The organism is Marinobacter albus (assembly GCF_030238305.1).
Lineage (GTDB): Bacteria > Pseudomonadota > Gammaproteobacteria > Pseudomonadales > Oleiphilaceae > Marinobacter > Marinobacter albus.
Genome location: NZ_JASSQD010000001.1, coordinates 1,866,564 through 1,889,435, shown reverse-complemented (window position 1 = coordinate 1,889,435; position 22,872 = coordinate 1,866,564). Strand labels below are relative to the sequence as shown.

The 22,872-nt window shown below is 57.2% G+C and carries 23 protein-coding genes and 1 other RNA gene; 2 read left to right on the top strand and 22 right to left on the bottom strand.

The features are described 5' to 3' along the window. Positions 1-216: 216 nt before the first annotated feature. Positions 217-1,893, bottom strand: a complete 1,677-nt coding sequence (locus QQF73_RS08810; protein WP_219865827.1) for a long-chain fatty acid--CoA ligase — start codon at positions 1,891-1,893, stop codon at positions 217-219. A gap of 186 nt (positions 1,894-2,079) precedes the next feature. Between QQF73_RS08810 and QQF73_RS08805 the strand changes: the two genes are divergently transcribed. Beyond that, positions 2,080-2,565 carry a MaoC/PaaZ C-terminal domain-containing protein gene (locus QQF73_RS08805; RefSeq protein WP_219865828.1) on the top strand — a complete coding sequence of 162 codons (486 nt, stop codon included), beginning with the start codon at positions 2,080-2,082 and terminating at the stop codon, positions 2,563-2,565. Positions 2,566-2,613: 48 nt separating this feature from the next. On the opposite strand, the gene QQF73_RS08800 is transcribed toward QQF73_RS08805, so the two are convergent. The 21 genes from QQF73_RS08800 to QQF73_RS08700 form a co-directional block, all read right to left on the bottom strand. Beyond that, positions 2,614-3,585, bottom strand: coding sequence for an AgmX/PglI C-terminal domain-containing protein (locus QQF73_RS08800; RefSeq protein ID WP_228743196.1), 972 nt, complete (start codon positions 3,583-3,585; stop codon positions 2,614-2,616). Beyond that, positions 3,578-4,066, bottom strand: a complete 489-nt coding sequence (locus QQF73_RS08795) for an ExbD/TolR family protein (protein WP_285367896.1) — start codon at positions 4,064-4,066, stop codon at positions 3,578-3,580. Before QQF73_RS08795 ends, QQF73_RS08800 begins: the two co-directional genes overlap by 8 nt. Beyond that, on the bottom strand, positions 4,063-4,593 hold the full coding sequence (locus tag QQF73_RS08790) for an ExbD/TolR family protein (protein ID WP_219865830.1): 531 nt from the start codon (positions 4,591-4,593) through the stop codon (positions 4,063-4,065). The genes QQF73_RS08795 and QQF73_RS08790 overlap by 4 nt, the downstream gene beginning before the upstream one ends. A 46-nt stretch (positions 4,594-4,639) precedes the next feature. After that, entirely contained in the window at positions 4,640-5,287 is a 648-nt protein-coding gene (locus QQF73_RS08785; protein ID WP_219865831.1) for a MotA/TolQ/ExbB proton channel family protein, read from the bottom strand. Positions 5,288-5,302: 15 nt separating this feature from the next. Beyond that, on the bottom strand, positions 5,303-5,653 hold the full coding sequence (locus tag QQF73_RS08780) for a hypothetical protein (RefSeq protein ID WP_219865832.1): 351 nt from the start codon (positions 5,651-5,653) through the stop codon (positions 5,303-5,305). Between the two features lie 21 nt (positions 5,654-5,674). Next, positions 5,675-6,157 (bottom strand): tetratricopeptide repeat protein, encoded by a 483-nt coding sequence (locus QQF73_RS08775; RefSeq protein ID WP_219865833.1) that lies wholly within the window; start codon positions 6,155-6,157, stop codon positions 5,675-5,677. Next, on the bottom strand, positions 6,141-8,948 hold the full coding sequence (gene bamD / locus QQF73_RS08770) for an outer membrane protein assembly factor BamD (RefSeq protein WP_285367893.1): 2,808 nt from the start codon (positions 8,946-8,948) through the stop codon (positions 6,141-6,143). Before bamD ends, QQF73_RS08775 begins: the two co-directional genes overlap by 17 nt. Further along, positions 8,945-10,612 carry a tetratricopeptide repeat protein gene (locus tag QQF73_RS08765; RefSeq protein ID WP_285367891.1) on the bottom strand — a complete coding sequence of 556 codons (1,668 nt, stop codon included), beginning with the start codon at positions 10,610-10,612 and terminating at the stop codon, positions 8,945-8,947. The genes bamD and QQF73_RS08765 overlap by 4 nt, the downstream gene beginning before the upstream one ends. Further along, a complete protein-coding gene (locus QQF73_RS08760; RefSeq protein ID WP_228743200.1) occupies positions 10,603-11,352 on the bottom strand; it encodes an AraC family transcriptional regulator in 750 nt (249 codons plus the stop codon). The genes QQF73_RS08765 and QQF73_RS08760 overlap by 10 nt, the downstream gene beginning before the upstream one ends. 135 nt (positions 11,353-11,487) lie before the next feature. Further along, complete coding sequence (locus QQF73_RS08755; protein ID WP_219865835.1) at positions 11,488-12,666, bottom strand: vWA domain-containing protein; 1,179 nt, start codon at positions 12,664-12,666, stop codon at positions 11,488-11,490. 22 nt (positions 12,667-12,688) lie between these two features. Next, positions 12,689-13,531 (bottom strand): AAA family ATPase, encoded by an 843-nt coding sequence (locus QQF73_RS08750; protein WP_219865836.1) that lies wholly within the window; start codon positions 13,529-13,531, stop codon positions 12,689-12,691. A gap of 18 nt (positions 13,532-13,549) precedes the next feature. After that, on the bottom strand, positions 13,550-15,505 hold the full coding sequence (locus QQF73_RS08745) for a VWA domain-containing protein (RefSeq protein WP_285367888.1): 1,956 nt from the start codon (positions 15,503-15,505) through the stop codon (positions 13,550-13,552). Positions 15,506-15,551: 46 nt separating this feature from the next. Continuing rightward, positions 15,552-15,896 (bottom strand): hypothetical protein, encoded by a 345-nt coding sequence (locus QQF73_RS08740; protein ID WP_219865838.1) that lies wholly within the window; start codon positions 15,894-15,896, stop codon positions 15,552-15,554. Continuing rightward, the gene (locus QQF73_RS08735) at positions 15,896-16,342 is read right to left on the bottom strand and encodes a YcgN family cysteine cluster protein (RefSeq protein WP_285367886.1); all 447 of its coding nucleotides are present in this window, start codon (positions 16,340-16,342) and stop codon (positions 15,896-15,898) included. Before QQF73_RS08735 ends, QQF73_RS08740 begins: the two co-directional genes overlap by 1 nt. After that, complete coding sequence (locus QQF73_RS08730) at positions 16,339-16,632, bottom strand: YcgL domain-containing protein (protein ID WP_285367884.1); 294 nt, start codon at positions 16,630-16,632, stop codon at positions 16,339-16,341. Before QQF73_RS08730 ends, QQF73_RS08735 begins: the two co-directional genes overlap by 4 nt. Next, positions 16,629-17,777: a ribonuclease D gene (locus QQF73_RS08725; protein ID WP_285367883.1), complete on the bottom strand. Its 1,149-nt coding sequence runs from the start codon at positions 17,775-17,777 to the stop codon at positions 16,629-16,631. The genes QQF73_RS08730 and QQF73_RS08725 overlap by 4 nt, the downstream gene beginning before the upstream one ends. Positions 17,778-17,796: 19 nt before the next feature. Then, positions 17,797-18,399, bottom strand: coding sequence for a recombination mediator RecR (recR, locus tag QQF73_RS08720; RefSeq protein ID WP_285367881.1), 603 nt, complete (start codon positions 18,397-18,399; stop codon positions 17,797-17,799). Between the two features lie 40 nt (positions 18,400-18,439). Further along, on the bottom strand, positions 18,440-18,763 hold the full coding sequence (locus QQF73_RS08715; RefSeq protein ID WP_219865843.1) for a YbaB/EbfC family nucleoid-associated protein: 324 nt from the start codon (positions 18,761-18,763) through the stop codon (positions 18,440-18,442). Between the two features lie 4 nt (positions 18,764-18,767). Further along, complete coding sequence (dnaX, locus tag QQF73_RS08710) at positions 18,768-20,717, bottom strand: DNA polymerase III subunit gamma/tau (protein ID WP_285367879.1); 1,950 nt, start codon at positions 20,715-20,717, stop codon at positions 18,768-18,770. A gap of 151 nt (positions 20,718-20,868) precedes the next feature. After that, positions 20,869-20,965: signal recognition particle sRNA small type (ffs, locus tag QQF73_RS08705), an RNA gene on the bottom strand. Positions 20,966-21,076: 111 nt separating this feature from the next. Then, positions 21,077-21,829 carry a 2OG-Fe(II) oxygenase gene (locus QQF73_RS08700; RefSeq protein WP_285367878.1) on the bottom strand — a complete coding sequence of 251 codons (753 nt, stop codon included), beginning with the start codon at positions 21,827-21,829 and terminating at the stop codon, positions 21,077-21,079. Between the two features lie 116 nt (positions 21,830-21,945). Between QQF73_RS08700 and QQF73_RS08695 the strand changes: the two genes are divergently transcribed. Then, entirely contained in the window at positions 21,946-22,866 is a 921-nt protein-coding gene (locus tag QQF73_RS08695; protein WP_219865846.1) for a D-hexose-6-phosphate mutarotase, read from the top strand. Positions 22,867-22,872: the final 6 nt, after the last annotated feature.

The window sequence follows — 22,872 nt, the reverse complement described above, 5'->3', positions numbered from 1 at the left end:
TGCCCGTCGGACTTTCGGTTTGAAGCGCTGGCGTTATCGGCGGAGGTGTTTGTCATCAAAATGCGGGATTGCTCTCGTTCAAGGTCGGTTTTCCGGGATTGGCGATAGTCTAGCGGGAAAGCCCCTCGCTTAAAAACGGAAAACCCCGCCGAGGCGGGGTCATCCTTACCAACGGTCCCAACCGAGGGACCGGGCACCGCTGGTGCCCGACCGATACTAACTGGCGCTGGCTTCGTCGCGCAATTCACGGCGCAGGATCTTACCAACGTTGGTCTTTGGCAGCTCCTCACGGAACTCATAATGCTTCGGAACCTTGTAGGCAGTGAGGCGTTCCCGACAGAATTCCTTCAACTCGTTTTCAGTGACGCCTTCCGCTGTCGGAACCAGGAATACCTTGACGGCCTCCCCGCTCTTGTCGTCCGGAATACCTACGGCTGCGCACTCAACAACCTTGGGATGGCTGCTCACCACATCCTCAATTTCGTTGGGGTAAACGTTGAAGCCGGACACAATGATCATATCCTTCTTACGGTCAACGATCCGGATGTAGCCATCTTCCTGGATCAGCGCAACGTCACCGGTCTTGAGGTATCCGTCTTCTGTAAAGGACTTCTGCGTGTCCTCGGGCCGCTGCCAGTAACCGCGCATGACCTGGGGACCTTTGACACACAGCTCGCCCGGTTCACCCAGCGGAGTCTCGTTACCCTCATCATCAATGGTCTTGATCATGGTGGACGGAATCGGAAGACCGATGGTGCCCAACTGGATGGCCACGTGCGGGTTGAAGGTCACGACCGGTGACGTCTCGGTCATGCCGTAGCCTTCGGAGATCTCACAGCCCGTAACCCGTTCCCACATTTTCGCGGTATCGCTGGTCAGCGCCATACCGCCAGACGAAGTCAGCTTCAGACTGCTAAAGTCGAGGTTTCGGAACTCTTCATTATTGCAGAGCGCCACGAACAGGGTATTGAGGCCCAGGAACGCAGTGAACTTGTGGTTCTTGAGTTCTTTGACGAACCCCGGGATGTCACGGGGATTCGGGATGAGCACATTATGGGCCCCTGCTTCCAGCATGATGCCGCAGTTCAGGGTGAAGGAATAAATATGGTAGAGCGGCAGAGGTGCGACCACGACTTCCTGCCCTTCAACAACAATGTCGCCCATCATTGGGCGGGTCTGGAGCAGGTTGGCCACCAGGTTACCGTGGGTCAGCATGGCACCCTTGGCAACGCCGGTGGTGCCACCGGTGTACTGGAGCACGGCAATGTCGTCTTTCTTGCACTCAACCGGCGTGAATTTTTCACGAGCGCCTGCGCTAAGCACTGCCGGCAGTTTGTGAGCACCGGGAATGTTGAACGGTGGCACCATCTTCTTGACGTGCTTGATGACCGAGTTCATCAGTGTGCGCTTGATGGGCGAGTGCATGTCTGCGATCTCGGTGATGATCACGTGCTCAACACCGGTGTGAGGCAGAACCTTTTCGGCGTTCTCTGCCATATTGGCAAGAACAACCAGAGCCTTGGCACCGGAATCGTTAAACTGGTGTTCCATTTCCCGAGTGGTGTAGAGCGGGTTGGTATTCACCACAATCAAACCCGCACGCATGGCGCCGAAAACAACCACAGGATACTGGCTCACGTTGGGCATCTGGACGGCGATCCGGTCACCGGGCTTAAGATCGGTCTTGTTCTGCAGCCAGGCGGCAAAATTACGGCTCTGGGTATCCAGGTCACGGTATGTGAGAGTCGCCCCAACAGCAGTGAATGCCGGACGGTCCGCGTACTTCTTTACGGACTGTTCAAACACTTCAACCATGCTGTTGTACTTGTTCAGGTCGACCTCGCGAGGGACGCCGGCGGGGTACTTGTCCTGATAGAACTGCTCCAAATCCATCACCATCTCCTGTTTGGCGCTTCTGATTGTAATATTCACCAATGCAAGGCTGGTCAAAAATCAACCCTACAAAAGTCTCAGCCTCAAAAAAGAGGGGAGAGAATAGCAGTTTTGTTAACGATGAGGTAGTTTTCAGAAAACAACTCTGAACACCTGTACTCAAATGCCAATCGTGCGGAGCACACCATGAGCGACACCCTTGATACTCTTGAAAATATTACCTATGACGAGCTGAACGAGGGCGACACCGCCACCTTCACACGCACCCTGTCTGAAGAAGAACTGGTACTATTCGCCGCGGTATCCGGAGACGTAAATCCGGTTCATCTGGATTCGGAATTCGCGGCCGAGTCCATGTTCAAGGAACGCATCGCCCATGGCATGTGGAGTGGCTCGCTCATTTCCGCGGCGCTGGCGACGGTTATGCCTGGGCCGGGCACCATCTATCTGGAACAGAGCCTTGCCTTCAAGCGACCGGTCAAACTGGATGACACGTTGACGGTGACGCTCACTGTGCTGAGCAAGGAACCCAAGAACCGGGTGGTGTTCCAGTGCGATGTCCAGAACCAGAATGGGCAGAAAGTGGTTTCCGGAGAGGCAAAGGTCATCGCTCCGACGGAAAAAGTGTCCCTGCAAAAACCGCGTCTACCCAAGATCACCATCGAGAGCTGATGGGTCGACGGTGACCGGGGAACCGGTATTGGAACGCTCCCCTGGTGGTTAACCGGGGAGAAAGTCGATGGGGAACCTGACCCTCCGGGTTTCGACGTTGTCCGGGCCAAAGTTGAACAGACGTACTCTCATGGCAATACGCTGTTCAAGGGTTGGATTTTCCAGTTCCGAGCTGACGACCTGGCAAGCCGAAACAGACCCGTCTGGCTCAATCACCAGTTCAAGCAGCACCTTGCCCTCCAAAGTCGGATCCTGTCGCAACTCCCGTCGATACAGGGAGTACAGGGCGGTTTTCTGGGCATCAAATACCCGCCGGATATTGCTCATTGCACGTTCGCCAGTTGTCGGCTTCGCCGGCTGCGCACTCGCCACCTGCTGAGCCACCGGCTCCGGTGCGGCCTCTACCTCTTTCACCCGATGGCCCTCAACGGCCACCTTTGCGTCAGGGGCTGCAGTATCCTTCACTCCACCACTGCCCTTCAGCACATCGTCCGCGCCGGTGGCTTCGGTGCCGACAATCGACCCACCGGCCCCAGTGTTAGCCTGCAGTTGTTCCACGGAGGCATTATCCGGTTTCCGCAGCGAGGCCAAGCGGTCTTTCATGGCCAGAAGACCGGAGCGTGATGCCTTTTCACGAGCTTGTTCGACGCTCTGCCGAGTCGCCTTGGGCTTCTCAGGTGCCGGAGTCGGCTTTGCAACCGCCGGCGGCTCGGCGGATTCAGCGGTTTTTTTCGGTTCCGGCGATTTTTCCGGTTTTGGCTCCGGCTCGGGTTCAGGACGTTGCGGCTCGGGTGGCTTCACAGGTTCCGGCCGATCAACCAGACGAGCCAACTGCGGAGGGACCTTTTCAGCTTGGGAACGTTCGATTTCCGGGACCTCGAGTGTGGGGATCAACACGGCCAGGGGCAGGAAAACGGCCGACACGAACATCGACATCAATACGAACCGACGATTTTCTCCTTTAGCGGGTCTCCAGGGCAGCCCCATTCCCTGTCCCCGATCGTCCCTGGCTTCAGCCATTGCGCACCTCCGCCTCGACTGCCAGGCGAACCTGACGGAACTGTTCGTCAACACAGGTCTGCATGATCTTGCGCAACAGACGGTAGTCGGTTTCCCTGCCCGCCATAATGGTGACCTCCAGGCCTTGTTCGGGAATTTCAGACCACCGGTCCCGGCGATACGCAAGTTCGTCCGACAGGCCCCGGATGTGGGTATCGCCGGCTTCAATTGCACTCAGCCTTGCCACTTCGCGGCCCTGCACCAGAATGGCATCGCCGATAACCTGAACCGTAAGATTCTCCACTGCCGCCTGTTTGGCTGAGGATTCGGGCAGGGGCACGTCGGCGGCGTTCTGCATGACTTTGACGTCGGATGAATTAACCATCAGAAAAAACACGAGGATGGTAAAAATGTCCATCAGCGACACCAGGTTCAACCCCCCCGCTTTGTGCATCCGGCCATAATGACGCCGTATCCTGCGTGCCTTTCGCGAGGCCTTCATGCGCCCTTCCCCCTATCCAAACCCTCTCGGACCGCCAGCTTTCGGTCCTCCGGTGCATCCATCAGCGCCACATCCGGAAATAGCTCTCCTTCAACGACGCTGGCGGCAACCACCGCAGGGTAGGATCGGACCGTATCCATGGCAGTCACAAGAGTCTGGTAGTCGATGTCCGGACCGACCTCCAGGACGATGTCGGTTTTCTCTGGAAAGCTGCGCTTAACCTGCCGCAAAACCTGCCTCAGCCCATCAAAGTCCTGCTCACCTCCGGCAACCGGCAATGCCTGGATAACCCCACGGCTGCTGTCGGCAACCTCAATCCCTTCGGGAATCAGTGTGACGACCAGAGTGAGCTGTTCCGGTGATGGAGCCTCTCCGCTCTCTGTACCCGGAAAGTTCAGCTCAATCATCCTTACCTGGCTGAACACCATTCCCAGCAACAGAACGGGAACAAGAACGATCATCAGATTCATGAACGGAGTAATGTCCAATTCCGGTGAACCGGAGAACTTGCGGTGTCGGCGCCTCATACAGGATCACCCATACTGTTTTCGACCCAATGTCCGCTTCCCATCATCAGGCAACGGCACCCTGGCTGTTCTGGTCCGAGATGATGTTGAGCAGTTTGACACCCGCCATCTCGAAGCTGTCCACGATTTCATTGGTGCGGGTTTGAAGTAATGCGTGGAACATCAAAAGAGGGATAGCTGACATCAATCCGAACGCAGTGGTATTCATGGCAACCGAGATGCTTTCGGACAACAGGCTTGCCTTCTGCGAGGGATCCGCTGCAGCGACAGCGGTGAACGCCGAGATCAGACCAATTATCGTGCCCAGCAGGCCCAGCAGAGTCGCGATATTGGCCAGAGTCGCCAGGTACTGGGTCCGCTTTTCCAGACGTGGCAGAACCTCCATCAAGCCTTCTTCCATGGCGTATTCGATGTCCTCTCGACGGCTGTTATTCAGGAGACGGCCGATGCCCGCGCCCATGATTGAAGCGATGGCGCTGTCCGAACTGCTCGCAGCCTTCATGGCGCGCTGGTAATCCCGTTTCTGGAGAAGCGGCAGGATTCCCTTCTCAAAAGCCATACGGTTCCGGCGCCGGACCGACGCCAGATAAAAAAAGCGTTCCAGGGTGATAGCAAGACCCACGGCCAGCACGGCCGCAATGGGGTACATGAAGGGACCACCATCCTGAAAAAACCGAAGCACTGTATCCAGCATGTCTCTTCTCCATTGTTACTGCGTCGTCACGGTTGAGTCCCGACCAGGACTCAGAACCAGGGGGTTGAGGGTTTGTCGAAATACCCGGTGTTGCTCCAGTGTGATCGGATTCACCGGTTGAACCAGTTCCGGTGCCTTGTCTTCGAGTTCTTGTCTCGGCCGGCGAGGAAGGCTGGGCGCCTGCCAGGGAAGAATGTAAAGAACCCTGGGGTTGTCCTCTCCGACACTCGCCGAAATACCCTCCACTGTCAGAGGGTTCCCATCGCGTGAGGAATCACCGGAGGCTTCTGACGCCGCAATGCCAGAATTCCACGCGAAAGCCAACATGCCGACCAGGGCAAGCAGCGCAGAATTGGGTTTGCCCATCAAATCCCGGTATCCCATCACTCAGTCCAACCTTCTTTGCAGATCTGCAATCCACCCGGCCACGGTTTTATCTTCCGCCCCGGAAATCTCGCGGTATCTCTGGTAATGGGTCAGGGCCTTTTCGAGATCGAGCAGATACAGTTCGGCGATGACGGCGAGGTTGTAGTGCAGCTGTGCAACATCGGGCGAATAATCCAAGCCTCGCTCCAGCAACGTAACGGCTTCCGCAAACCGCTTCTCCTCTTGCAACAACAAGGCAAGATTATTGATGGCAACCGGATCTTCGGGGTTGAGTTCTACGGCATGCCGCCAGGCCTGCTCAGCCGCTCGCTTCCGCCCCTGTTCATAGGCCTGCTTGCCCTGGCGGGCAAAATCCAGTGCCATTTCCGGGCTAGCGCTGACGGGGTCCCGTTCTTGTACTGCGGGCGCCGAACAGCCGGTAAACGTAACGAAACCCGCGACCAGGCAGGCCCGGCGAATAATGTCTCTATCCAGCATCATCATTGGTCTCCAGCGTCCATGTCATCCAGCGAACCGACCGGTCATAACGGCCGGGGTTCAGCTCCGCAAGCACCTCAAGACTTTTCCCGATCCAGGCGTCATACCCCCGCGAGGTAACGCGCTGATGGTTTTCGGAGTGCAGACGAATTGCTTTCTCCTCGAACGGAAACGCCTCTTCCTCGAGCAGCATTTGGTACTGCATGGTTTCCAGCTCGTTCAGGTCGGCGGGAACCGACGATGCCATCAGATCCCTCGCCAGAACGCGGTATAGCTCCGCCCGGCGATATAGCGATTCGGACCGAACTGCTTCCCCGCCGAGCTTTTCGGCATCCACAAAGCGTTGGCGAGCGAGCGCCAATGCCCGTTGTTTCCGATCAAGGGATTCAGGTAGGGGGTGAGTCAATGCAATGCCGGCAAAGGAAGCTGCGGCCCTGGCACCGAGCGCCAGTGAGCTCCGCGATGCCCAGGCAAGGGTGTCTTCCGAGTGCCACTGACTCGCCAATTCACGGTCAACCAGATCCTGCTGCAGTTTCAGGCTGTTGGTATCGTTCTCAAGAAGCCGATGCCGCATGGTCTGCATCTGAATGTGCTGGTCGGCAGTATCCGCGCTTGTGTGCGCCGCCAGATACTCCCGATACACCCCATTGCGGTTGGCCGTATCACCTGCCTGATGGAAAAGGGCTGCGGCCCTCAGCTTCAATGGCCAGGAGTTCTCGGCCTCCTCGGCCGCATCCAGCAGTTCCAAAGCTGCGGAAGCTGGACGGTCAGAGGCCACATAAGCATGGACCAGCTTGGCACTGACCTCTTCGGCTAATGGATGCTCCGGGAAATCTTGGCGGAAAAGACGGAGTTCGGTGATGGCAGCGGTCAGCTCCGATGCTTTCAACAATGTGTTAGCGGCATCGTAGCGGCCCCTGATCGCAATCTCGGAGTTGGGTAGCGCAGCTCCCACCCTCTTGAAGTGGTCGACAGCCGAAGCCACGCTACCATTGGCGGCAGCCTGTTCACCCTGCCGATAGATCGCCGTCGCCAGTTGCTGCCGCACCGATGCGCCTGCCTCTGCCTCCTGACCATTGATCTTGTTTTCAGACAGGAGGTCCAGAACGTGATTCCAGGAGCGTTCCGCAAGCTCATATTCACCCTGCTGCTGCCGGACCTTGGCTATGGTGAGCCAGCCCGCGTACCGTTCGGACGGAGAGGCCCGCCCGTTCACCACGGTTTTCTCACCATACTCGAGGGCCCGCTCGGCATTGCCCGCCGCCGCATACCATCGCGATGCCAGATCCGCGGTCAAACCGGGCAACCGAGAATCCTCGGGGAAATGCTCTTCAAACCGGCTGGACTCCAGCGAAAGCGCCGCCAGATCCGGTCGGAATTCCGGGGCCTGGCTTTTGCCATCGACTCCCTCCCTGAGCAGCACCACAGCCGCCCAACCGGCATCGTCGGCCTCTTGATAGGTTGCATCTTCATAGGCGGCTTTCTGAAAATCGGAAAGGGCCTCGGCGTATTCGCCAGACTGCAGCCGGGCATCCCCTGCCAGCCTTAGCAGCTCTCCGTACGTATCGCTACGGTTCGCCAAAGCCTCGTAGTATTCTGCCGCGGTCGAGAACGCCTGACGGGACTTCTCAGGGGCACCGTCTGCCGACGCCGCCGCTCCCTGTTCGTAATAGAAGTCTGCCAGACCCCGGCTGAACTGCCGCCAGCGCTGCTGATCGGAGCCGGAAAGATCCGCGTATTTCGACTCAAACATTGCAACGTAGTTCGCCCGCGCTTCCCGAACCCTGTACCTGTCCCCTGCCCGCTCCCAAACCTCTGCAATCTGAGCCATAAACAGCGGATTCATCGGATGGTTCGGGGAGTATCGAACGAACGCACGGTTAGCCTGGACGCTCGCGTCGAATTCACCACGGATCGCGTAGTAATCCCCGAGTCTGTCGAACAGCAGGTACGCCCAGTGCCTTTCGGGCTCATCATCAAGCCAGGCCATGAGACTTTCGGGACCATCTTTTCTCGCTGACATCAACGCCAGAACACGTAAGGTATCGTCGATCGTATCAACGCTGGACCGGTCAATTTCCCTTATACTTTGCGGCGTCGGCAAAAAATCATCGAGTACGGACAGGAAGGTTTTCGCTGAACGCTCCCAGGCCGAAGGCCCCTGCTTGAACTGGCTCCAGCCCAGCATGTATCCGGCTTTTGTTTTCAGCGCACCCCGCTCGACGGAGTCGATCAAGGTAAGGTAAACCGATTCGGCCTCTGAGTAGTCGCCGGCAGAAAAAGCAGACTCGGCGATTCGGAACCGGGCTTCAGGTACCAGCTCGGACTTGGGGTACAGACCCACCAGCTGTTTCAGGCGCTCAATGGATTGATCGGCCTGTCCCGTCAATGCATGCGCCTTGGCCATCTGGTACAGCAGCTCGTCCAGTCGACCGCTGAAGGATCCGCGGGACAAGATGGACTCGTAACTGTCGATCACCTCCCGGTACACCCGTTCTTCTTCCGCCGGTGAAAACCCGACGTCCTGTCCAGATCGATCCCGGATGTTAGTGAGACGGTTCAGGGCATCAATCCGGACTTCCGGCTCATCCGAGGAATCGAAAAGGCGTTGATATCGACGGGCAACCTCAGCAGGCGAGATTGCCGGTAACGGCCGGGACTCGAATTTGAGGAATACCGGGCGCATATCCCCAATCGTCTCGCCGTCTCGTCCGAGCTCCACACGGAAGGATTCCTGCGCGAAGGACGGCGCGGCAATCTGGGACAAGCATAAAAGAGCAAGCAGCAGACGTTTCAAGGTTTGGTCTCCTGCAGGTTCTCGAGAGCCAGGTACTCATAGAGATGGGCAATTTGCTGCTCGGTCTTGTCCAGCGAAAACGCCATTTGGCGATCCTGCTCGGCGACAAAATCGAGGGCGCGCCTATTCAGACGTTCCTCTGACTGCTGCCTCAATCGGGCGAGCTGATCCTGCAACCCGGTGGTTTGTGCCTTTAACGCCCGGGCCTCACGCAGCTGCTGCCTGAGCACTGAGGGACGTTTCTGGATTCGGCTTCCGAGCTCCTTGAGACTCTTTGCAGACATCGACAGGGTTTCGCTCATCCGGCGCATCTGCCGTTTCTGCTCAGCACTGAGGTTCGCACCGGCCAACCGCTCAAGCGCGGTTTCAAGGGACTCTTGCTTCTTCTTCAATGTCGAAGCGGCACCACCCCGCTCGGTGCCCAATGTTGCCAGTTGGTCTTCCAGGGCCTGAATGAAGACGGCCAGGTCGCCTTTTTGCCGCTCAAGCGTTCGCGCCAATTGAACGAGGTCAGCAACCCGCCTCACGCTTTTCTGGGCATCGGGATGCTCAACAAACTCAAGCAGATACGCCATTCGCGGTTGCGTCAACGTGCGGCTGTCCGCCAGGAACCACTCCAGGTCAGAGTCACGGGCGTCCTCAACCAAGGTTTTATAGGCGCCTTGTTGACGAATCCGGTCTGCCAGTTTCCGAAGCGTGACCCGTTCGCTTTCATAGGCCGCATTGGCCGCCAGATAAGCCTCGCCGGCCTGGCCAAGATAACCTGACAGGTCGAAGCCACGTCCCATGCCAATCCACGCTTCTGCAACACCCGGGTACGCCAGTGGATATTTCTTTGCCCGGTGCCAGCTTTGCATCGAAGCCCGGTGATTTCCTTTCGCGGCCAGCGCCAGACCGTGGAGGTAGAGCGCCTGCGGAGTGCTGTAACTGTCGAGCGGAATTTTATCAAGGAAGCCAATGGCCTTATCATGCTCGCCATTCTGGTACGCCAGATAGCCGGCACGAACCAGCAAGCGGCTTTTCAGATGACGGCTGCGCTCACCGACACCGTCTTTCTCTGCCATGGCTAATGCCACCCGAAGGGCAACCAACGCGCGGCTCGGATTCAGGTCCTCCCTCGCGTAATCGGAGGAAAGGTTGAGATAACCCACGGCCGCCCAATAGCCTTCTTCCATTCCGGCCAGAATCCGCCCGGCCCTGTCCGTTCGCCCGGCTCTTCTGGCCAACTCCGCCAGCTCATAGGATGCCTGTTGTCGGGTCTCGCCAAATCCGAAACGCACCGCCTTGCCGAGCCACTGCTCCGCCTCGCTGGGCTGGTCACCCGCCAGCAGATGTCGACCGAGGATCAAGGCCGCTTCCGCGCGGTGGTGCTGTCCATTGGCAACCTGCCTGAGCTCGGCAAGACCTTGATCCGTCCGCCCGCTGCTCAACAGGAGTTGAGCCCCGAGAAAGGATGCCGATTCGCCCTTGATGCTGTCAGCGAGCCCGAGAGCGGGCGCTACACGGTCGGTCGCGAGTGCATACCTGGCCAGCCCTGCCGCGAGCTCACCCGGCACCCCGACAGTTGCGGCCAGCCCCGCCGGCGCCATAACAAACAGAAGGAGGCTGCATGCGGCGCGCATGGAGGCTTTGAGTGTCCGGCACATCATGGCAGTTACTTCCATTCAACAAACGACACCCGGGGATCATAGCTCGGTGCTTCTGCTTCCAGACTCATCTGAAGCCGCAGGTTTCCGGGGTGTTTCTGGAAATGGTGGGTTGTCTCGCGGCGAACGAAATGGTCCTTCGCCGAACGTGCAGTAACTACGGCTTTTAACTCATGTTCGCCGTTCGAGAGATTGCCGACAAACAGCTGCTGAATGCCGCCTGCCTCAAGGGAATCCCGCTCCCGTTGCGAATAGAGGTGTGAAGCCACGGGTTGACCGTCAACGAACAGCTCGACGGAATCCAGATCCAGGGCCTCCCGATTGCCCAGTGTCAGGAAAACTGCCATCCGCGTATCGGCGGGATGAAGAAGCTCCTGTTCCAGGGCGAACACCCGGGCGGAATGCTCTGAAATCTCGGCCCGCAACTGGTCTATTTCCTGATCGACCGTTGATGCTGACGCCAATGGGGACAGCACCGTCAAGCTGCAAATGCCGGTAAGCAACGCACGCCATGCGTTTATCCGGCGTTCTTTTGTTGGTTTTTTGCCGAACATAAAGCCGTTTCTGCCTCCTGCCCTTGTGGTGACGGGCATTGTTTTGTAACAAGCTGGCAGAAATCGTAACACTTGGTAACCTGCAAGAACGGTATCCAGATCACCAAATGCAAATCCTCGGAAAGGAATTTCAAGCAGTGTCGATTTATTTGACAGGGTAAGAAAGAAAAATGTGACAGTGCTCGTGAAATCTATCGACTTCACGCTCAGGACGCTGTTTTATAGAGACTTTTGTTTAATGGCCCTGGAATTGCTTTGGGAAATTTCGCGGGGAACCCATCCGGGCACCCCGCTAAATATGCCGAGCTTGGCCGATGCTCTCAACCGCATCGGCTTTTTTTATTTGCTCAGGTACTTCATCGCCGATTCAAGGCCATCGATCGTCAATGGATACATGTGGTCGTTGACCAGTTGACGGGTCATACCCAGGGAACCCCCACCGCCCCAATAGCTTTCAGGCAGAGGATTGAGCCAGACCACTTTTCGGAAATGATCGGAAATCCGCTGGAACCAGGTTGAACCGGCCTCCTCGTTCCAGTGCTCTATCGAGCCCCCGGGGTGAGAGATTTCATAGGGTGCCATGGTGGCGTCCCCGACAAAAATAACCTTGTAATCCGGGGAGTATTTATGAAGGATGTCCCACGTGCTTGTGGTTTCGTTCATCCGCCGAATGTTGTTGGTCCAGACACTTTCGTAGACGAAATTATGGAAGTAAAAATACTCCATATGCTTGAACTCGAGTCTCGCCGCCGAGAACAGTTCCTCGCACACCCGGATATGGGGATCCATTGACCCGCCGACATCAAAGAAGATCAGCACCTTCACTGCATTATGGCGCTCCGGCACCATTTTGAGGTCCAGGTAACCGGCGTTGCGGGCAGTCGAACGGATGGTGTCATCCATGTCGAGTTGGTCGGCAGCACCCTGGCGGGCGAACTTTCGAAGGCGACGAAGGGCTACCTTGATGTTTCGGATCCCCAGGGTAATGCTGTCATCAAGGTCCTTGAACGCCCGCTTCTCCCAGACTTTAACCGCTCGACCGTGCCGACCGTTTTTCTGGCCAATACGAAAGCCTTCCGGGTTGTAGCCATCCGCACCAAAAGGCGAGGTACCACCTGTCCCGACCCACTTATTGCCGCCGGCGTGGCGCTCATTCTGCTCTTCCATGCGTTTCTTGAAGGTCTCGATGAGCTCCTCCAGTCCGCCCAGAGAATCGATCTTTGCCTTGTCTTCCTCAGACAGGTGCTTTTCGAATTCAGCCCGCAGCCAGTCGTCTGGAATCAGCATCTCCATCAGGTCTTCAAGGTTCTCGATACCCTCAAAGTAAGCCTTGAACGCCCGGTCAAACTTGTCGAAATGGCGCTCGTCCTTAACCAGACACAGGCGTGCCAGATAATAGAAGTCTTCCATATCGGCAAACGCCAAGCGGTTCTGGAGGGCCTCCAGAAGGTCCAGGAATTCGCGCAGACTGGCGGGCACTTTTGCCCGCCGCACTTCGAGAAAAAAATCAATCAACATAAAACGAGACTCTTGCTGAGTATCAGCTGCGACGACGGGCCATGAATGCCAGTTTTTGCAGCAGGTGAACATCCTGCTCGTTTTTCACCAGTGCTCCGTACAGGGGCGGCAGCGCAGAACCGGCATCTTTCTCCTGTAGCATTTTCGCAGACAATTCATCCGCCATCAGCAGCTTCAGCCAGTCAATCAGTTCGGACGTGGACGGTTTTTTCTTCAATCCCGGAACCTTGCGAACGTCGAAAAATACTTCCAGCGCGTCACGGACTATTTCCTGCTGCAGACCCGGAAAGTGAACATCAACAATGTCCTTCATTGTGTCGTGGTCCGGGAAACTGATGTAGTGGAAGAAACAGCGGCGAAGGAAAGCATCAGGCAGTTCCTTTTCGTTGTTGCTGGTAATGACTACGATCGGACGCTTGCGGGCCTTCACGGACTGCTGGGTTTCATAGACGAAGAACTCCATACGATCCAGTTCCAGCAGCAGGTCGTTGGGGAATTCGATGTCGGCCTTATCTATTTCATCAATCAACAGCACGACCTGATCGTCGGCTTCAAAGGCCTCCCACAACTTGCCCTTCACGATGTAGTTGCTGATGTCCTTGACCTTTTCATCGCCAAGCTGGGAATCACGAAGGCGGGAGACGGCATCGTACTCGTACAGGCCCTGCTGCGCCTTGGTGGTTGACTTGATGTGCCAGGGAATCAGACGCATACCCAGTGCGGCGGCCATTTCCTCCGCCAGCAATGTCTTGCCGGTTCCGGGCTCGCCTTTGATCAGCAGTGGGCGCTGAAGCGATATCGCCGCGTTGACGGCCATTTGCAGGTCATCGGTGGCTACGTACTTATCGGTACCGGTAAACTTCATGTCTAAATGTCCTGTTGGTTACTTTTTCTGATCTGAATCTTCAGCTTGCTGTTGGGGCTCGTCGTCCGCAGGCTCGGGATCATTCTCATCGTACTCGGGAAGATCATCAAATTCCGACAGATCGAAGTCATCCAGCCCGAACTCCTCTTCATCAGCCTGCCCGTTTTCATCGACCTTATTGTCGAGCTCGGGAATGGCATCCACCGCCTGCGCCTCTTCGGTCACCTCTGGAATATCCTCTGATGCCTGCTCGACAGGCTCCTGAGCAAGTGGGTCGGTGACATGTTCCACTTCTGGTTCCGGCTCCTCGTCCAGATCCGCGACCGTCTCTCGCTCGGCTGCCGCCCTCGCCTGCTCCGAACGCTGCGACTGGCGCCTCCTCATGGCAAGCCAGATAACGGCCATCAGCCCCATACCTCCGACACCCGCCCCGATTGTCCAGACTGGAACCGGCAGTGCGCTCACCGCCTCGTCCTCTGGCCCGGCAGGTGGCGTGGCGACAGCCACGGGCTCCTCAGGTTCCGGGGCGGCGGGCTTTTCCACCTCACTGACATCAATCGGATTCTTGATTGCCGGCCCGGTTGTTTTCTCAGTCTCCGATCCGAACACTTCGGCCTGTTTTAGAGGAACCGAGGACGTCCCCGACGTCGACGCGCCAGCCTCGGGCGGTTCTGGGGACACAACATCCGCTTGATTGTCTGAAGTTGGTTGGCTGGAACCAAAGCCAGTGCGAACGCTAAACTTCCGGCCGAATGTCTGACCGTCAGCGATGACCTCTATCTGATAGAGTCCCTCGGCCGGCAGCCTGCCAATGGTGTCTTCATACACGCCATTCTCAGGCGGTTCGTCGCCGGAAAGCACCTTGGTACCGCTCCGGCCGTCCTCCGAGGTTATTCTGAGTCGGACATCAAGAACCTGCAAGAAGTCCCGGTTCGTAATTCTCTCGCCATTCTCGAAGAACGCAATTTCCAGGTTGATGGGTTCCTCGCTGGAGAAAGTTGGTGGCACCGGACTTACCGCCATGCGAAGATCACTGACAACGGTAACCCTGCTACCGTCGCCCAGTTCGCCATTAATACGCCAATCACCCGCCATCGGTTCGCTGACGGTCATGAGATCGTACCCGGCTTCCCGTGCCCACCGAATATTTTCAGGCCGGCGGTCAAGATTAATGATCTTGCCGTCCGGTCGAACCATCTCGAGCTCCCGTGTCTCGCGGGTTTCCCGTTCGCCCCAGAACACGAGTGCCGTGTACTCGGAAACCCCTTCGTCAACCGAAAATGCATTCCCGACGATAGGTATCTGCTCTTGGGGTATGGCCGTGTTCAAGGCCTCCAGGAAAGCTCGGTTCAGTGCTTCTGCGGTATCGGCAACCTGATAACGTCCGCCGGACTCACGGGCGAGCTTTTGCAGGAATTCGGCGTCCGCTTCCTCCGAAAGGGCAATCGGGTGGAAGGTCGCGCCCTGTTCTGCAAGCCCGGAAACAATGGTTTCCAGTATCCGGGTTTCTTCCTGTTGGTTAGTGTCTGCGTTGTCCGAAACATCGACCTTGCCATCGGTCAGCAGAATGAAATGGGTATTCTCAAGAACACCGCCGGTATAAAAGCCATCACTTGCGACTTCAATGGCTTTGCCAAGGTTGGTTCTTAGCGCCACCGAGTTGATTTGACGAGACCGTTCTATCGCCTGTTCGCGCCAATCATCACCGACAACCCGGTGCGGAACCAGCATGTTCACGTATTGGCCAAAGGTCCAGAGCCCTGCCGTTGTCCCTTCCGGAACCATCCGGGCCAATAACCTGACGGCGGGCTGCCGCAGATTTTCCGGATCGTTGTCTTTCATCGACCCGGAAATATCAACGATGATTCGGATATCGGATCGATCCGGAAGACCGGGCGCTGTCATCTCCTGAGCGTGAACAGTGGCCGGAAACAGAGTGACGATAACAATAAGCAGCGTCAGGAGTTTTGGCATCGTTACTCTCGAGAATAGGTCCGTCCAGTGCTACCGACTCGCCACGTTAACGCCGAACCAAACGGTAGCGCACGAGATCGAGCACCCAGACCAGTAGCATCACCAGTGCCGCGATACCGAGGTTGAAAAGGGCTCTTCCCGCCGCTTCCGCCTCGCCAAGGACCAGCTCGTAGCCACCGTACAACCAGGCAGGAATCCACCAATCGGCGAATTCCGGCGACTCCACGGGCGTCAGCAACAACGCCACCAGTGCAGCGAGGAGAAGAGTCCTCAACCCGTAGAAGGGCAAAAAGCGGAACAGGTGCTTCATCATGTAAAAAAACACAACAAAGGCAAAGGCGTAAGCGGCCCAGAAAATTCCATAGGCCAATTGTGCGTCGGTATCGATCATCAAATAATCCAGTGAATAATGTGTTCTTCCCAGTCCTTCTCGGGGACCTGATCTTCAGAGACCACCTTGTCGCGAATGGAGACGCCGGCCTCGTGGACCGAAGCGGGATCGCCACTGCGCAATGGGTGCCAGTCCGCCAGCGGCCTGCCTTCGGCCAGCGTGCGGTATGCACATGTGTATGGGAGCCAATGGTAGTCGTTGACAGTATCCGCTGTCAGCACCGTGCACCCGGGGACCTTCTTCAGTCGCTCGGAATAGACGGTGCACCGGCAGGTCGCTTCATCCATGTAACGGCACACCAGATCGGTGTGATAGACGTCGCCGGTGTCCTCATCCTCGAGTTTGTTCAAGCAGCATTTGCCGCAACCATCACACAGGGATTCCCATTCGGCCGAACTCATCTCGTGGAGGCGTTTTCGCTGCCAGAAGGGAATCTGGGTAATCATTTGTCACGGTGCTCCGGTTTCTTGCGGAAATCGACCACGTAGCTGTCGTGCTCCTCGGGCATCTGCAGGTAGAAATCCTTCTTCGCCAGCGCCTCCAAAACCTGCTTGCCGGTGGTACGCGCCAGTTTCCGATCCGGTGTCATGATCAGATCCATGGAGTGTACGGGCTGGCCGAAAATCCCCCGCAGACTCTCCGGCAGATCCTCCCAGACCTGTCCGCGACGGACGTAGATATAGGTATCGCTTTTCTTGCTGCTGCGAAATACAGAAACAAATTCCCGCTCTTTCATGATGCCAGTAATTCCTCGATATCTGCCCTTGCCGGCGCCAGAATCCGCTCGCGCCAACCCTGGAAAAAAGGCTGATCCACTAAACTGCGCTCCTGGACAACCTTCTCCAAACGTTTTCTCGGTGCCAGTAATTCCACCGGTATATCAGCCTCTTCCGCTGATCTTACGAACAGGCGCTTTAACAATTTGAAGTACGCCTGCTGATCACGTGTCAGCGGTGGCGCTATGCGCTGAAGCCCGGAATTATCCGCCGTCCGGCCTTTATCAACAAGCTGCAGAAGGACATCGCCATAACGCCTCACAGCGCCCGGGGGTATCCCCTGAATGTTTGAAAGAGCCCCCGTCGACTCGGGCATTTTCTCCGCGATGGCGATCAGCAGGGGATCCGCTAACACCCGATTCCGGGGCCGGTCACGGCGCTGGCACTCCTGCTCACGCCACTGAGCGAGCTCCCGCAAAATACCCTGCTGCTGGGTTGTCAGCGTCCAACCTCCGCGAAGCTTGAGATAATGTTTGCCGGGATCGTCCTGCCGTCCCAACTCCTCGGCAAAGCGCTCCGACTCCTCGATAAAGGCCGATTCCAGCTCCCGTTCACGCAGAAGTGACTGAAGCCACCGATACATTGGTTCAAGAAACCGAATATCCTCTACGGCATATCTCTGCTGGGCTTCGGACAGTGGTCTTGCCAGCCAGTCAGACCGGGTGGCCGATTTGTCCAGGGTTTCGCCGAACAGAGTTTCAACCAAACGGGCGTATCCAAGCGAAAAGCCGGCCCCAGCCAAAGCCGCGCCTATTTGAAGGTCAAGCACGCCCTTGGGCTGAATACCCAGCCACTGGCGGAACAGCTCCAGGTCTTCACTCATGGCGTAGAGCAGTTTCGGGGTTTTGGGGTCCGCAAGCACCTCCCGGAATCGGGACGATGCCTCGGCAACCTCAGGGTCAACCAGCCGGAACTCACCCCTGAAGCCAAGCTGCACCAGGCCGGGTATCGGATAAAAGGTACTTACACGTTCAAACTCGGTGTCCAGCGCCAACGGCTCTCCCCTGACGTTTTCCAGCCACTGGTCCAGAGTGGCCGGATCCCGGAGCCAATGAACAGTGTCTGGTGCCGGGGGAACGTCAACGGCCGGAATCGAATGTGTCATAGAAAAGCCTGGTGTTATTTTATTCGGAGAGTGGTTTGCGACCGCGGAAGGCGTGAGTCAGGGTGAAGCCATCAACGTACCCCAACTCGCCACCCACGGGAATGCCATGGGCCAGGCGAGTAATCAGGATATCGCGAGCATCGAGCCGGTCGGCAATGTAATGAGCGGTCGCCTCTCCCTCTACCGTGGGGTTGGTCGCCAGAATCAGTTCCGTTATTCCCTCGGAAATGACGCGAGCAAGCAAACGTTCGATACCGATTTCTTCGGGGCCAACCCCATCAATGGGAGAGAGATGCCCCATCAGGACGAAATAGCCACCGCGGTAGTCTCCCGCCTGCTCGATGGCCAGCAGGTCCGAGGGACTTTCCACCACGCACAGCGTACCGTTACGCCGGGCGTCATTATCGCAGATTCCGCAAATCTCGGTATCCGCGAAGTTCTGGCAACTGTCGCAGCGCCTTACACCTGTCATGGCACTGCTCAAGGCTTCCGAGAGCCGGCTGCCACCGCTGCGCCCCCGTTCCAGCAGGTGAAACGCCATGCGCTGGGCGGTCTTCTGCCCCACTCCGGGCAAACAACGAAGCGATTCCACCAGTTCATCTACGAGCGGGCTGAAGGCCATTAAACGTCCTCAAACTTCCTGATCACGAATCTTGCGGCATTCAGAACGGCATCTTGAAGCCGGGCGGCATTCCCATGCCTGACATCATCCCGGACATCTTGTCTTTCTGATTTGCCTCCACCCGGCGGACAGCATCATTCACCGCTGCCGCCAGCAGGTCCTCAAGAATCTCTTTTTCTTCAGTGAGGAGCGAGGGGTCGATCTCCACCTTGCGAACATCGTGACGACCGTTCATGGTGACTTTCACCAGCCCGGCTCCGGCTTCACCAGTGACTTCCGCCTTGGCGATTTCTTCCTGCGCCTTCTGCATTTCTTCCTGCATCTGCTGGGCCTTTTTCATCAGGTCGCCCATATTGTTCATCATGCTGTCATCTCCTGTTTGTCTCGACCGGCCGAATACTATCTTCGACTACACGCGCCCCGAAACGTTCAACGATCGATTGCACGGCCGGATCCTTACGGATTGACTCTTCCGCTGCCTTTTGCCGGGCCTTTCGCTGACGTTCCTCATAGGCCGCCGGTGTCTGCGGGCCGGGTTCACCCGGTTCTACACGTAACTTAGTGGTAGCACCAAAGCGATTTCTCAAGCCGGCCAGAATCTTTTCTTCATGTCGCGCGTTCAAAAGCCGCGCGTGGCCATCATCAATGGTCAGAACGACGGTATCCCCCTGCCACGACAACGCTCCATGGCTCGCCAGATTTCCCGGCATCCCCACAATGCCCAATGACCTGAAATCCCGCTCCCAGACAAACTCGCCATCCAACTCGGGGACCGGTTCCTGCTCCGCCGGTATGTTGGGCTCTATTTCTTGGGGAGGCTGGGTTCCAACCATGCCCTGTTCATTGAATTCCGGGGCACTTGGAACAGGCTCGGATTTCGCCTCGGAGATTGGGGCATCCTGCGACGTTGCCATACCTCGTTGGGGCTGGGGCTCCTCCGGTTCGGATTCCGGCTCGGCAGACGCCTGAGCGTCAAGACTCGCGAGCCAGGAGTCGTCGTGCGATCCATCAACCTCGGGAACGGTCTGAGGTTGCGCGATTTCATCTGCGCTTTCCGGAACGACGTCAACGGCCTGATCAGGTTCGGCGCCGGCCCCGGGCTCGCCGGCCGGCAGGGTGACAGCGGAGGCCTCGGACACGGCCGAAGAAGCTGGCGCAGGGTCAGGTTCGTCAGAGGACGCTCGTCCCTCCGATTGCCCGCCGGAGCTTACCGCCGGCGGATCCCGTCTGTCGGCACCCGGGCGAAAAGCCAGCATGCGCAACAAGGTCATTTCGAAACCCATGCGAGCGTCCGGTGTGATGGAGAGGTCTTTCCGCCCCATGAGCGCCGCCTGATAAAAAAGCTGGGCGTCTTCGGCGCTCAGCTTCCTGGCCAATGCCTGGACCTGGCCAGCGTCTCCGAGCGCGTTGTCTGCGCTGCCCGGCACCACCTGCTCCATGGTGACCCGATGGAACAATGACAGCAGATCAGCGAGGATAACGCTGTAATCCGGGGCAAAGTCGGAGATCCGGTTGATTTCGGACAGCAAACCCGGGCCATCCCTTTCAACCAGCGCATGCACCAGTCGCTCCACATCACGCTGATCAATCGTACCCAGCATGTTGCTGACATCGCTTGCGGCAAGCTTCTGGTTCCCGAAGGCGATGGCCTGATCTGTCAGACTCAGGGCATCCCGCATGCTGCCATCAGCAGCGCGGGCAAGGAGCCACAAGGCTGGCTCTTCAAACGGTATCTGCTCTTCGGTAAGGACGTGCTGGAGATGGCCGGCAATGTGTTCAGGCGTCATGCGCTTCAGGTTAAATTGCAGGCAGCGAGACAACACCGTTACCGGAAGCTTCTGGGGATCGGTGGTGGCAAGCAGGAATTTAACGTGCTCGGGGGGCTCTTCCAGCGTTTTCAGAAAGGCGTTGAACGACTGGTTGGTCAACATGTGAACCTCGTCAATGAGGTACACCTTATAACGACCGCGCGTGGGCGAATACTGAACGTTGTCGGTAAGCTCCCGCATGTCGTCCACGCCGGTGCGGGACGCAGCATCGATTTCAATCAGATCGACGAACCGGCCTTCCTGGATTTCTGTGCAGCTCGAGCACTCGCCACAGGGCTTCGGGGTGATTCCTGTCTCGCAGTTCAGGCACCGCGCCAGCAATCGGCCAATCGTGGTCTTACCGACACCCCGGGTCCCGGTAAACAGATAGGCGTGATGCAGACGCTGATTTTCCAGAGCATGAATCAATGCCTGGAGAACATGTTCCTGGCCCACCATATCTTCGAAGGTTCGGGGGCGCCATTTACGGGCAAGTACCTGGTAGCTCATGATCCGTCAACTGCAGTGAAAAACGGGCTTAACCTTAGCATGGACCCGACTTGAGAAGAAGCAAAGATCGACCAGGAAAAAGCGCAGAAAGAGCCTTCAGACCGGGGAAAATCAGGTAATTACAGACAAGGAGGGAAAAATCTGGGGGTGACCCCACCAGCGACACTCCGGCACACAATTCCACCGCTGCGGCTGCTCCCTTCCGGGCCTGACCGGGTTCACGGTTTCATGTTGCGGAGGCACCAATGGGGCCACCATAACGGCGTTTCAGGACAATTCCCTGAAAGCGGCGCGCATAGTAGCAAAAGGGTTTGACGACTACAACGACAATTCGGAAATGTCAGAAGCAGGGCATCGCCCTATAGCGGCAGGGGCACCTCATCCTGCCTGAACCAACACGCGAGGCTGTAACGGGTGCGGTTGGCAGGCAACACTTCATGGGGAATCTCTTCACTCAGAAAAAGTGCCAGTCGACCTGCTTCCGGCCGCACCAACCCGCAAATTTCACTATCGCTTTCCCTGTTGAAAACACGGAGCTCACCACCGTCCTCCGCCCGCCAACCATCATTAAGGTAAAGCACGAGGCTCACAACCCTTGAGGCCCGGCCATGAAAGCTGTCCACGTGTTTCTTGTAGAAATCCCCCGGCTGATAGGTCGCATAGTGGCTCTCGAAGCGCTTCAGGCCAAGGAACAACCGTCGATTGAGCCCGGAACGTATCTCCTCGAAAAATTCAAAGAGAGCCGCTTGAGGCGCAGTGATTCCCTGAAGCCAGGCAATCTTATCCCGGCGCACCGAACGGTCACGCATCAGATCACTGCCGCGCCCAATGCCGGCGCTCTTCATGGCGTCAGACCGGTCCAGCAGTGCAACCTCTGACGCCAGGGCGGCCATCAGTGGACGACCGAGGCGCTCCTGCACATCAAGGGTGATCCAGCCATGCTCGCTCAGCCCATCTGCAATCGTCTCTAACCATTGACTGTCGACACGCCCGATAACTCCGGCGTCCACGCCCGCCAGACAGGCGCCGTTGGCAACGGCATCAATACCCTGGCCGGAATTGATCTGATTCAGCCGCGGCGCGGTGAGGGGAATAACAACTGGCTGATCCATTAAGTGCTCCCTGAACATCTCATTGTATTTTATCCACAGTTCTCGCCGGGGAGGGAGATTTAATTTACTCTCTGTATAGGCAAATACCGTTAACCCTGAAGATTTAGATCCGAACCATGTCTGAAAGCAGTAACCGACCACCACTTTCACTCTCTCCCGGCCAGTGGTCCTTTACGCGCTGGAAAACAATCGGGCAGCTTGAAGCACTGGATGTTCACCACCCCCTGTTCAAAGCGACCGTTTTCCTTCAGGGGGCCCACCTGACGCACTTTGTCCCGAGGGATGAAGCCGATTGGCTGTTCCTGAGTGACACTGCCCGCCTGGAACCCGGGCGAGCGATAAGGGGCGGCATTCCGATTTGCTGGCCCTGGTTTGGAGATCCCGCCCGAAACGCTCCGGAAGTCCGGAAACGTATTCACACAGACAGCGCTCATGGCTTTGCCAGAACTGCCTTGTGGAAACTGGAAGACGTTAGGGAAAGCGCCCACGAGGTTGAAATCAGTCTGTCACTTGACGCCAACGAAGATTTCGCGGAAGTGTGGACCGGCCACGCGATTGCCCTCATTACCTTCAGCTTTTCCATTCGCGGCTGCCAGGTGGCGCTGACGACAACCAACCTCGGTAGTGATCCATTGGCGTTCAGCCAGGCCCTGCACAGCTACTTCCCCACATCCGACATTTCCAGGAGCCGCGTCCTGGGCCTGGGGAGCAGCAACTATATTGATACCCTCAGAAACTGGGAGTATTTCAGCCAGGAAGGCCCTGTGTATTTTGAAGGGGAAACCGACAGGATTTACGAGAGCGGGGAGCCTCTTACGATCATCACACCTGCCGGCAGCCGCAAGCTGAAGTCAGTGGGCAGCGACTCCACGGTGGTCTGGAATCCTGGCCCGGATAAAGCGGCACGGCTCTCCGATTTTCCGGACTATGCCTGGAAAAACATGCTTTGTGTGGAAACGGCCAATGCAACTGGCGATTACCGGGTGCTCTATGAAGGCCAGAGCCACACGCTTGGCGTTCTGATTGGGCGCAGTTGAACTTAC

What these genes read in the sequence shown, in the direction of transcription:
- QQF73_RS08745 (WP_285367888.1), bottom strand. Translation starts at nt 15,505, where the DNA reads ATGCCAAAACTCCTGACGCTGCTTATTGTTATCGTCACTCTGTTTCCG.
- QQF73_RS08805 (WP_219865828.1), top strand. Translation starts at nt 2,080, where the DNA reads ATGAGCGACACCCTTGATACTCTTGAAAATATTACCTATGACGAGCTG.
- QQF73_RS08765 (WP_285367891.1), bottom strand. Translation starts at nt 10,612, where the DNA reads ATGGAAGTAACTGCCATGATGTGCCGGACACTCAAAGCCTCCATGCGC.
- QQF73_RS08780 (WP_219865832.1), bottom strand. Translation starts at nt 5,653, where the DNA reads ATGGGCAAACCCAATTCTGCGCTGCTTGCCCTGGTCGGCATGTTGGCT.
- QQF73_RS08735 (WP_285367886.1), bottom strand. Translation starts at nt 16,342, where the DNA reads ATGATTACCCAGATTCCCTTCTGGCAGCGAAAACGCCTCCACGAGATG.
- QQF73_RS08775 (WP_219865833.1), bottom strand. Translation starts at nt 6,157, where the DNA reads ATGATGATGCTGGATAGAGACATTATTCGCCGGGCCTGCCTGGTCGCG.
- QQF73_RS08730 (WP_285367884.1), bottom strand. Translation starts at nt 16,632, where the DNA reads ATGAAAGAGCGGGAATTTGTTTCTGTATTTCGCAGCAGCAAGAAAAGC.
- QQF73_RS08740 (WP_219865838.1), bottom strand. Translation starts at nt 15,896, where the DNA reads ATGATCGATACCGACGCACAATTGGCCTATGGAATTTTCTGGGCCGCT.
- QQF73_RS08790 (WP_219865830.1), bottom strand. Translation starts at nt 4,593, where the DNA reads ATGAGGCGCCGACACCGCAAGTTCTCCGGTTCACCGGAATTGGACATT.
- QQF73_RS08750 (WP_219865836.1), bottom strand. Translation starts at nt 13,531, where the DNA reads ATGAAGTTTACCGGTACCGATAAGTACGTAGCCACCGATGACCTGCAA.
- QQF73_RS08700 (WP_285367878.1), bottom strand. Translation starts at nt 21,829, where the DNA reads ATGGATCAGCCAGTTGTTATTCCCCTCACCGCGCCGCGGCTGAATCAG.
- QQF73_RS08715 (WP_219865843.1), bottom strand. Translation starts at nt 18,763, where the DNA reads ATGATGAACAATATGGGCGACCTGATGAAAAAGGCCCAGCAGATGCAG.
- QQF73_RS08795 (WP_285367896.1), bottom strand. Translation starts at nt 4,066, where the DNA reads ATGAAGGCCTCGCGAAAGGCACGCAGGATACGGCGTCATTATGGCCGG.
- QQF73_RS08785 (WP_219865831.1), bottom strand. Translation starts at nt 5,287, where the DNA reads ATGCTGGATACAGTGCTTCGGTTTTTTCAGGATGGTGGTCCCTTCATG.
- recR (WP_285367881.1), bottom strand. Translation starts at nt 18,399, where the DNA reads ATGGCCTTCAGCCCGCTCGTAGATGAACTGGTGGAATCGCTTCGTTGT.
- QQF73_RS08725 (WP_285367883.1), bottom strand. Translation starts at nt 17,777, where the DNA reads ATGACACATTCGATTCCGGCCGTTGACGTTCCCCCGGCACCAGACACT.
- QQF73_RS08810 (WP_219865827.1), bottom strand. Translation starts at nt 1,893, where the DNA reads ATGGATTTGGAGCAGTTCTATCAGGACAAGTACCCCGCCGGCGTCCCT.
- QQF73_RS08800 (WP_228743196.1), bottom strand. Translation starts at nt 3,585, where the DNA reads ATGGCTGAAGCCAGGGACGATCGGGGACAGGGAATGGGGCTGCCCTGG.
- QQF73_RS08695 (WP_219865846.1), top strand. Translation starts at nt 21,946, where the DNA reads ATGTCTGAAAGCAGTAACCGACCACCACTTTCACTCTCTCCCGGCCAG.
- QQF73_RS08755 (WP_219865835.1), bottom strand. Translation starts at nt 12,666, where the DNA reads ATGTTGATTGATTTTTTTCTCGAAGTGCGGCGGGCAAAAGTGCCCGCC.
- dnaX (WP_285367879.1), bottom strand. Translation starts at nt 20,717, where the DNA reads ATGAGCTACCAGGTACTTGCCCGTAAATGGCGCCCCCGAACCTTCGAA.